Source organism: Haliscomenobacter sp., from assembly GCF_033763495.1.
Lineage (GTDB): Bacteria > Bacteroidota > Bacteroidia > Chitinophagales > Saprospiraceae > Haliscomenobacter.
Map to the genome: position 1 here is coordinate 1 of NZ_JANRKL010000012.1, position 8,288 is coordinate 8,288.

The window sequence follows — 8,288 nt, forward strand, 5'->3', positions numbered from 1 at the left end:
AAAGTGTTGGAGATGTGGAAGTTGTCGTACTCAATGGCTGAAATTGCCGATGCTTTGCAACTCAGCAGCGAGGCTAACGCCCGCAAAATTAAGTACCGCTGCCACCTGGCCTTGATGGAATTCCTGGAAAAAAATCCAGGCATGGTCAAACAACTTAAAGATGTGTTATGAAGCTTGAAAATTATTACGACCGAATCGACCAGTACCATGCTGGGGAATTGTCGACAGGAGATCGTCAGAACTTTGAACGGGAACTCGGCAGCAACGAAGAGTTGCGCCAGGCTGAAGAATTATACCGCTTGAGTTTGAGCGCCTTGGATTATGGAGTAGAAGAAAGCTTGCGGAAAGATTTAAAGCAATGGGAAAAGGAAGGCAATCGAGCAGCTTCCGGTGGCCGAATCATTAACTTTCGCCGCAGTATTTTTATTTTGGGTGCTGCTGCTGCTGTTTTGCTGCTGGTATTTTTTGCTCGCCCATTTCTGATGCCTGCACCAAGTGGAGATGAACTGTTTGCCAGCTATTACGAAGCCCCTGATGCTCAAAGTATGCGCGGCGGTTCCGTTCCACAAAACGCCTTAACCGCAGCTAAAAAGGCTTTGGCAGAAGAAAGCTATGCTGACGCAATTGAAGATTTTTCCCGGATTCCTGAAGGTGATGCCTTGTATGTGGAAGCCCAATACTATCTGGGGCACGCATTGGTAGGTTTGAAGAATTACAGTGCTGCTAAAAAAGCTTTTGCCATAGCTGCTGATTCCAACGAATCCAAATTTAATGAAAAAGGTGAGTGGAATTATATTTTGGCTTGCCTGAAGTTGGGACCAATGGATGCTGCTGTTGAATCAAAATTAAAAACCATCGCGCAGGATGAGGATAGCTCTTTCGCCAAGGATGCGCGTGAAATCTTGAAGAAGATGAAGTAAATCTTTACACGAAATATGAGGTTCCAAGGTTTAATCAAACCTTGGAACCTTTTATTTTTCCTCCTGTATCTCCTCTCCAAATATATGTCCTAGATCCAATTCAAATCCGTTCAAGACCGTAGAGCTGATTTTTCCAGTAATTTCCTGTAGGTCGTGCAAAACGTATTTGTCTTCTTGCATGATGTAAATTTCAATGCCTTTGTTGAGTGGATCAACCAACCAGTATTCCCGAACTGCAAAACGTTCACAAAGGTCCTTTTTGATGACCCGATCTTTTTTGACAGTACCCGGTGAGATGATTTCAACAACCAAATCGGGTGCCCCCTTGATGTAGTCGTCATCTTCGATTAAAAAACTACGTTCTTTGCTGATGAAGGCTAAATCGGGTTGGAAGGCATTGTGCTCATCAAGATTGAGGTCGACCGGGGCGGAAAAAACTTCGCCTAACTTTTTTTCCTCAATATAAGCATCCATTTTTCCCAACAATTTGCGGCTGATGCGCTGGTGGATGAGGCTGGGGGCAGATCTCTTCATAATTTCTCCATCAAAAAGTTCGTAGATAAACAAGTCATCGTCGGCGAGTTCTATTTCGCGGAACGTTTCCCAGTTTACCTTCTCAATTTTTGAATCAGCAAGAATGATGGCCATAGTGTACTTGTTTCGATGTCCAATTTAAAGCTTTTTCGAATAAATGAACCCAAAAATTACCTTGTATGACGCAAAAAATTACTTCCCGATTTTTTTTTAGGCTTTTGAAAAGGAAGCTCACTTGAAATGAAGCGTTCGACTTCCTTTTCAAAACCTAAATCGGGAATTTAATTTTTCTGCGTTACTTTGCAAACATGCAGACCCAACAGATTTTTGACCAAATCACCCAAACCAGCATCCAGCTCATCCTGCATGAGCCCTTCTACGGGCATGTGCTGACGGGATTGGTCAAAGAGCTCAATGTTGAGATTCAAAGTCTGTCATTGGGGGTGAATGCCAACAAAACGCCCAAACTTACCATCAATCCAACTTACTGGCAAGAGGAATTGAACACCCCAGCACAACGACTTGGGGCACTCAAACACGAAGTCTTACACCTGATATTTGAGCACTTGCTGCGGGAACAAGATTTTGCCAACACCCGCCTCTTCCACATGGCAGCTGATTTGGTAATTAACCAATATTTGAGTCCCGAACAGCTCAGCCCAGCTTCACTCACCATGAACCTCTTCCCTGAACTGGATTTGCAACCCTTCCGCTCCGTCGATGCCTACTACGATGAACTGACCAATGCCTGGAACAAAACCCTGCGCCGTGGTCAAATCATCAGCCCGAATTTGTCGGCTTTGATGGCAACGGGCACGGGGCCACTTGCAGGGCATGAATTGTGGCAAAATGAAATAGGTAGCTTGAGTGCAGCGGAAAAAAAAGTACTGGAAACGGGCATACAGCAAATTGTACAACAAGCCATTCAGCGCGTAGGGGCCAAAGGCCAGGGCAACCTGCCGGGAGGGTTACAAAAACAGCTGAAGCAACTGGCCATCAGCCATGAACTGACCCTGGACTGGCGGCGCTTTCTACGTTTGTTTGTTGGGGCTGGGCAACGTACCTTTTTGCAAAATACCCTGCGTAAACCTTCCCGGCGTTATAGCACCAATCCAGGTTTGCGCATCCGCAATAAACACAAATTGCTCATTGCCCTGGATACTTCGGCGAGTATAGCCGATGCTGAAATCCAGGCCTTTTTTCAGGAGATCCAGCAAATTTGGCGCCTGGGCACCGAAATTTTTATCCTGGAGTGCGACACCCAGATCAACAATGCCTATATTTATCGGGGTACAACTCCTGCAGTGGTTGCTGGCCGGGGAGGCACCCATTTTGATGTTGCCATCCATTACGCTAATCAACAATCGGATGCAGATGCTGTGGTGTATTTCACCGATGGATTGGGTCCTGCGCCAAGCTTGCCCTGCCGAAAGCCACTGTTGTGGATGATTAGCGGGGAAAAAAAGGGTGGAAATGGGCAGTGGGAACATTTGCCGGGAAGGAAAATAAGTATGTAGATTAAAAATGCACAACTACCAATACTACGGAACCAAAGTAAATGCCGGGGAGCTTAGAGCTTTCATCCACCACATCTTCCACACCAATCAGGTGTTGGAAGAAGAGGGGAAACGCAAATCACCCATCTGCATCTGGGGCCGCCACGGCATTGGTAAAACCGAGATCGTTGAAAACCTCGCCCGGCAAAACGGCTACCAATACGCCTATATCGCTCCTGCTCAATTTGAAGAAATGGGGGATTTGGTCGGCATGCCCGCCATTGAAGGGGAACGAACCGTTTTTCGGGCACCCGCCTGGGTTCCTGACTCCCCCGGCCCTGGTATTTTGTTGATCGACGATGTCAACCGCGCCGATGAACGCATCCTGCGCGGCATCATGCAGTTGTTGCAAAACCATGAGCTGATCTCTTGGCAATTGCCGCCCCAATGGCAAATCATCCTGACCGCCAACCCCGATGGTGGAGATTATTCTGTCACCCCTATGGACGATGCGATGCTGACCCGCATGCTGCACGTAACCCTGGAGTTTGACCTCAAAACCTGGGTGCAATGGGCCGAACAAAACGAAGTGGATGCCCGAGGCATCAATTTTGTACTGCTCTATCCCGAAATCATCACCGGGCAACGCACTACCCCGCGTACTTTAGTGCAGTTTTTTGAAGCCATTAAATCAATCCAAGACCTGAGCGCCAACCTGGGACTGGTACGCATTTTGGCCGATTCCTGTTTGGACGAACCAAGCGCCACAGCTTTTATTTCTTTTGTCAACCACAACCTGAGCGAGTTGATTACCCCGGAGCAGATTTGTAATGCGCAGGATTTTGAAAAAGAGGTTTTCCTGCCTTTTCAAAAAATGGTGGTCAAGCAGCCAATCCGCGTGGACATCATTGCGGCTTTGTGTACCCGACTGGCGAATTATCTGCTGCAAGATGCCCAATCGTTGAGTCCAGCACAACTCAATAATTTGAAGGCCTTTTTAAAAATTGATTTTATTCCGAATGACATTCGGTTCACTTTATTGAAGGACTTGACTTCGGGGGGGCAGACGAATTTGAAAGGGTTGTTGGGGGATGTGGAATTGGGGAGGTTGTTGTTGAAACAGATGTAAAAGTATTTTTTCTCAAATTTTTATATATTTAAGCCCGGCACCAACACAACCCAAGTAATTATGACTGAAACATTAAACCCTGTTTCAAAAGAACTCGATTGGGCAAACATCATCGATAGCATTGAAGCTGAAAAATGTGTGCTCTTTTTGGGCAGCGGCTTTTATCAAATCGCTCCTGAACAAAGTTTTGAAAACGCACTGGCGGAATGGCTGGGGGTAGAACAAAAGGATCATCCTTCTATTCAAGTCTACAACGACGATGACGGCTTCTTTCTGTTTCGGGAAGAGCGCAGCCACAAGCGCAATGTAACCCGCCAGATCAAAAGTTTTTACAATCAGGCTTTTCCCGCCATGGACGCCCGTTTGGCGCAGTTGGCCAAAATCCCATTTCACCTCATTGTATCCCTGGTGCCCGACAATATTCTGGCGCGCAAGTTCGACGAACTGGGTTTGCCCTACCAGCCGGATTTCTACTTCCGCAAACGCCCACATAGCAAGGTTTTTGAGAAGCCTTCGCACCACAAGCCCATGATCTACAACCTGATGGGCAATATAGAAGCGCCAGACAGCATTGTACTGACCCACAGCGATTTTTTTGATTACCTGGAATCGGTTTTTAACGGGAATAGCATGCACCCGGAGCTGCGCGAAGAACTGGAAAGCGCCGAACGCTACATTTTTCTGGGTTTGCCCTACGAAAAATGGTATTTCCAACTCCTGCTCCGCGTTTTGTCGGTACACTCCGAAAAACTGCGTGGCGTAGTGCGTACGGCCCTGGAAAAACTGTCGAACAATAAACTGGAAACCCTCTACAAGGAAGAGTTTAAAATCAATTTTCACCCGAATCAGCCCGAGGTTTTTGTGCAAAACCTCTACGGCGCTTGTGGAGAAGCTGGGCTGCTAAAAACGCTGCCTCCTCCTGACCCTGCTCTGGCTAAGCTGGAGGAACGTAGCCCCGAGGAGATCAAGGAACTGATCGCTCTGGCTCAGCTGGAACAAGCATTTTTGTACCTGCAGGTGTACCTGGATCGGCGCAAACCCCAGAGCCATGCCCTCATCAATGAACTTTTGGTGTTGCGCAATCGCTACCACCTGCTGCGTCAACGCGAAAACCGGGGCACCATCGATGAAAAAGACCTGCGCATCGAATACAACCAGATCAGTGAGTTATCGCTGGCGCTGGTGGATAAAGCGGCAGGATTAGGAAAATAAAATAGATACCTCAACTCAAAGCAGGCCCTATGAGCAATACCCAGTCCTCGCCCAATACAAACTCCCCCTTGCCTTACCGTTACCCTGGCGTACAGCCTTTCAGCAGTGCCCAAAGTGGAGTGTTTTATGGCCGGGATCAGGAAATCCAGGATCTTTACCGCCTGATTCGGCGCGAAGCCCTGGTGGTTTTGTACGGCAAAAGTGGCCTGGGCAAAAGTTCCTTGCTCAATGCCGGGATTTTACCGCGCTGCCAAAAAGAAGGAGAATTTGAGCCTCTGGTCATCAAATTTGGGGCCTGGACGGAAGAAAAAAGCGACACCCCACTTGACATCACCAAAGCTTACCTGAGTGCTGAAAAAGCCGACTCACCCATCCTGAGCAAAATCCTGCCCACCGAGGCCTCCTTGTGGCGTTGTGCCAAAAACCGCCAACTCCAGGGTGGAGGCCGTCTTTTGTTGGTTTTTGACCAGTTTGAAGAACTGTTTACCTATCCGGAAGCCGCAGTGCGGGCTTTTCGGCAGGAATTGGCCGAGTTGTTGCTCGACGAACTTCCCCTGCGCTACCAACGCCTGCTGGAAGGCCCTTTGGGCGAACAGTTGAGTAGCGCCGAAGAAGCGGCGCTGGAAGCCCCACTGGGCACCCATGTGCTCTTTGCCATTCGCTCCGACCGCATGCACCTGTTGCACCAACTGGCCGAACCGCTACCGACCATCCTGCGCAACCTTTTTGAACTACGCGCCCTCCAAGCCGCTGATGCCGAAGCCGCCATTGTTAAACCCGCCCAACAATCGGGTAGTTTTTGTACCCCACCCTTTACCTGGTCGGCCCCAGCTTTGCAAGCCTTGTTACACTTCCTGCAAGACCCTCAGGACGACCAGCGCGTAGAGGGCATCCTCTTGCAATTGCTTTGCCAATACATCGAGGAAAAATGGGTGGAAAAAGAGGGCATCCGCGAGGTAGGCCTCCAACATCTGGGCGATCTGGAGCAAATCATTGCCAATTATTACCACGATAAACTGGCGGTACTGCCCGATGAGGCCAGCCACGCTGCGGCTCGAAAACTCATCGAAGAAGGCCTGGTGATGGAAGGTGAAAACATCCGCCTTTCCTTGCACGAAGCCCAGATTGCCCGGCAGTACGGTGTGGATGCCGATTTGTTGGAACTGCTGGTCAACAGCCGCCTGCTGCGCGCCGAGCCATTTTTGCGCGGGGGCTACACCTACGAGTTGGCGCACGACCGACTGGTAGCCCCGGTATTGCGCGCCAAAGAAGAGCGCCTGGCTCAGGAAAAACAACTAGCCGAAGCCGCAGCCCGCCAAGAAGCCGCTCAAAAACTAGCCGAAGAGCAGCGCAAACGCCGCCAGGCCAACCGCATCGCCATCGGTGGAATTACCCTGGCGGTCATTGCAGTCATTTCCTTAATAGCTTCCCTGTTCACCCTGCGCAACCTGGAACAGGCCACAGCCAAAGTAGTACTTTCCAACCTGAAGGAAGCCGAAGGCCATATCCTCGACCTGAACTACGCCGCCGCCCTACAAAAAATGGGAGACGCTGCTAAATTAGGCGCTGCCAAACGAGAAGTAGCCCTGGCTATGTTGGAAGTTGCCTTTTGGTATACGGAAATAGGCGAGTTTAAACGAGCGGGAAAAATCCTGCGCCATGCCCTGCGCCTGGATGCTGACCGTGCAACCCAGGCTGTGCTGAGGCTAACGACTGGGCAAAAATCACCCAGGGTACGGGAGCTGTTGCGCCAGGCCATCAAAACATTCGACGCCAAAAACTATAAAAAGTGCTGGAACCGCTATTATCCTGAGATGATTAAAATAAAGGGTGGCTCTTTTATGATGGGTTGTGATGAAAAAGTGGACAGCCTTTGTCAAGACGATGTAAAACCAAGGCATAAGGTGACCCTGGATGATTTTGCAATGGCCAAAACCGAAACTACGGTGTGGCAATGGCATTTGTATTGTAAGGTGATGGGATTGGATATTGATGATTTTGAAACAGCAAGTTGGGAGAAAGCGGGAGATAATCCAAAGGTGAATATCGAATGGTATGAGGCTGTGGAATATGCCAACTGGCTGAGTGAAAGGCAAAAACTTACTCTTCATTACAAAGAAAATGGGCATGGCTCCTTTTCACGGGTTGAATCGTCGAACGGTTATGGATTGCCTACCGAAGCTGAGTGGGAATATGCAGCCAAAGGTGGACCATATCATTCCCCTTTTGTGTACAGCGGGAGCAATGAGCTGGATTCCGTAGCTTGGCATGTTGGCAACAGTGATGGCAGAACCCGGTCTTGTACTGCTAAAAAGCCCAATCGTTTAGGGCTGTATGGGATGAGTGGCAATGCCTTGGAATGGTGTTGGGATTGGTATGAAGAGAACTATTATGCAATTAGTCCTATAAAAAATCCTACGGGGGTAACTATGGGAGATTATCGAGTTTTGCGCGGCGGCTCCTGGAGCAGCTTTTTGGACTATTGTCGGGTGTCCGACCGCGGTTGGTACAATACTACTTATAGCGACAGCAACTTTGGTTTTCGGTTAGTCCGGCACTAACAACCCTTTATCCCTCTTACCCTTTTACACTGTGCCTGTCGCTTTAGCAAGAAAAGGCGCGAAGCGCCAAAATTTTTTTAAATGAAGACATATAATCGCCTGAAAAACCAAATTGTAGCCTTTGATAATTTGTTGCTGGCTTTAAAAAAGGCGCGTAAAGGGAAAAAATATGGCCCGGGTGTGGATAGGGCAAATGCCTTAAAATTGGAGTAAGCAGCACAAAATAGTGCGAAACCTGAGAACCCCCGACCCCTGAAAGGCAGGGTCGATTGGTTCTAAATTGAGCGCTGATTTCAACCCCGAAGGGTAGGGTGTTCAGAATTGGGAAAAAAGTTCCCCCCGTTTTACCTTTGAAAAGGTTCAAAACGAAGGGAACGTGAAAATAAGTCAAGCTAAAGATATTCCAAAGGGATGGAAAATCAAAGCGATAGAGCGG

General features: G+C 48.6%; 7 protein-coding genes. 6 read left to right on the forward strand and 1 reads right to left on the reverse strand.

Annotated elements, in window-relative coordinates; translation table 11 throughout:
* The first annotated feature begins 167 nt into the window (after window positions 1-167).
* Window positions 168-920 carry a hypothetical protein gene (locus SFV55_RS00875; RefSeq protein ID WP_320027552.1) on the forward strand — a complete coding sequence of 251 codons (753 nt, stop codon included), beginning with the start codon at window positions 168-170 and terminating at the stop codon, window positions 918-920.
* 51 nt (window positions 921-971) lie between these two features.
* On the opposite strand, the gene SFV55_RS00880 is transcribed toward SFV55_RS00875, so the two are convergent.
* Complete coding sequence (locus SFV55_RS00880) at window positions 972-1,568, reverse strand: Uma2 family endonuclease (RefSeq protein ID WP_320027553.1); 597 nt, start codon at window positions 1,566-1,568, stop codon at window positions 972-974.
* 194 nt (window positions 1,569-1,762) lie between these two features.
* Here SFV55_RS00880 and SFV55_RS00885 point away from each other — a divergent pair, with 194 nt between their 5' ends.
* The 5 genes from SFV55_RS00885 (at window position 1,763) to SFV55_RS00905 (ending at window position 8,065) form a co-directional block, all read left to right on the forward strand.
* Entirely contained in the window at window positions 1,763-2,971 is a 1,209-nt protein-coding gene (locus SFV55_RS00885) for a DUF2201 family putative metallopeptidase (RefSeq protein ID WP_320027554.1), read from the forward strand.
* A gap of 7 nt (window positions 2,972-2,978) precedes the next feature.
* Complete coding sequence (locus SFV55_RS00890) at window positions 2,979-4,079, forward strand: AAA family ATPase (RefSeq protein ID WP_320027555.1); 1,101 nt, start codon at window positions 2,979-2,981, stop codon at window positions 4,077-4,079.
* 60 nt (window positions 4,080-4,139) lie between these two features.
* Entirely contained in the window at window positions 4,140-5,291 is a 1,152-nt protein-coding gene (locus SFV55_RS00895; protein ID WP_320027556.1) for an SIR2 family protein, read from the forward strand.
* A 29-nt stretch (window positions 5,292-5,320) separates the two neighbouring features.
* Window positions 5,321-7,852, forward strand: coding sequence for an SUMF1/EgtB/PvdO family nonheme iron enzyme (locus tag SFV55_RS00900; protein WP_320027557.1), 2,532 nt, complete (start codon window positions 5,321-5,323; stop codon window positions 7,850-7,852).
* An 81-nt stretch (window positions 7,853-7,933) separates the two neighbouring features.
* The gene (locus SFV55_RS00905) at window positions 7,934-8,065 is read left to right on the forward strand and encodes a hypothetical protein (protein ID WP_320027558.1); all 132 of its coding nucleotides are present in this window, start codon (window positions 7,934-7,936) and stop codon (window positions 8,063-8,065) included.
* Window positions 8,066-8,288 lie beyond the last annotated feature (223 nt).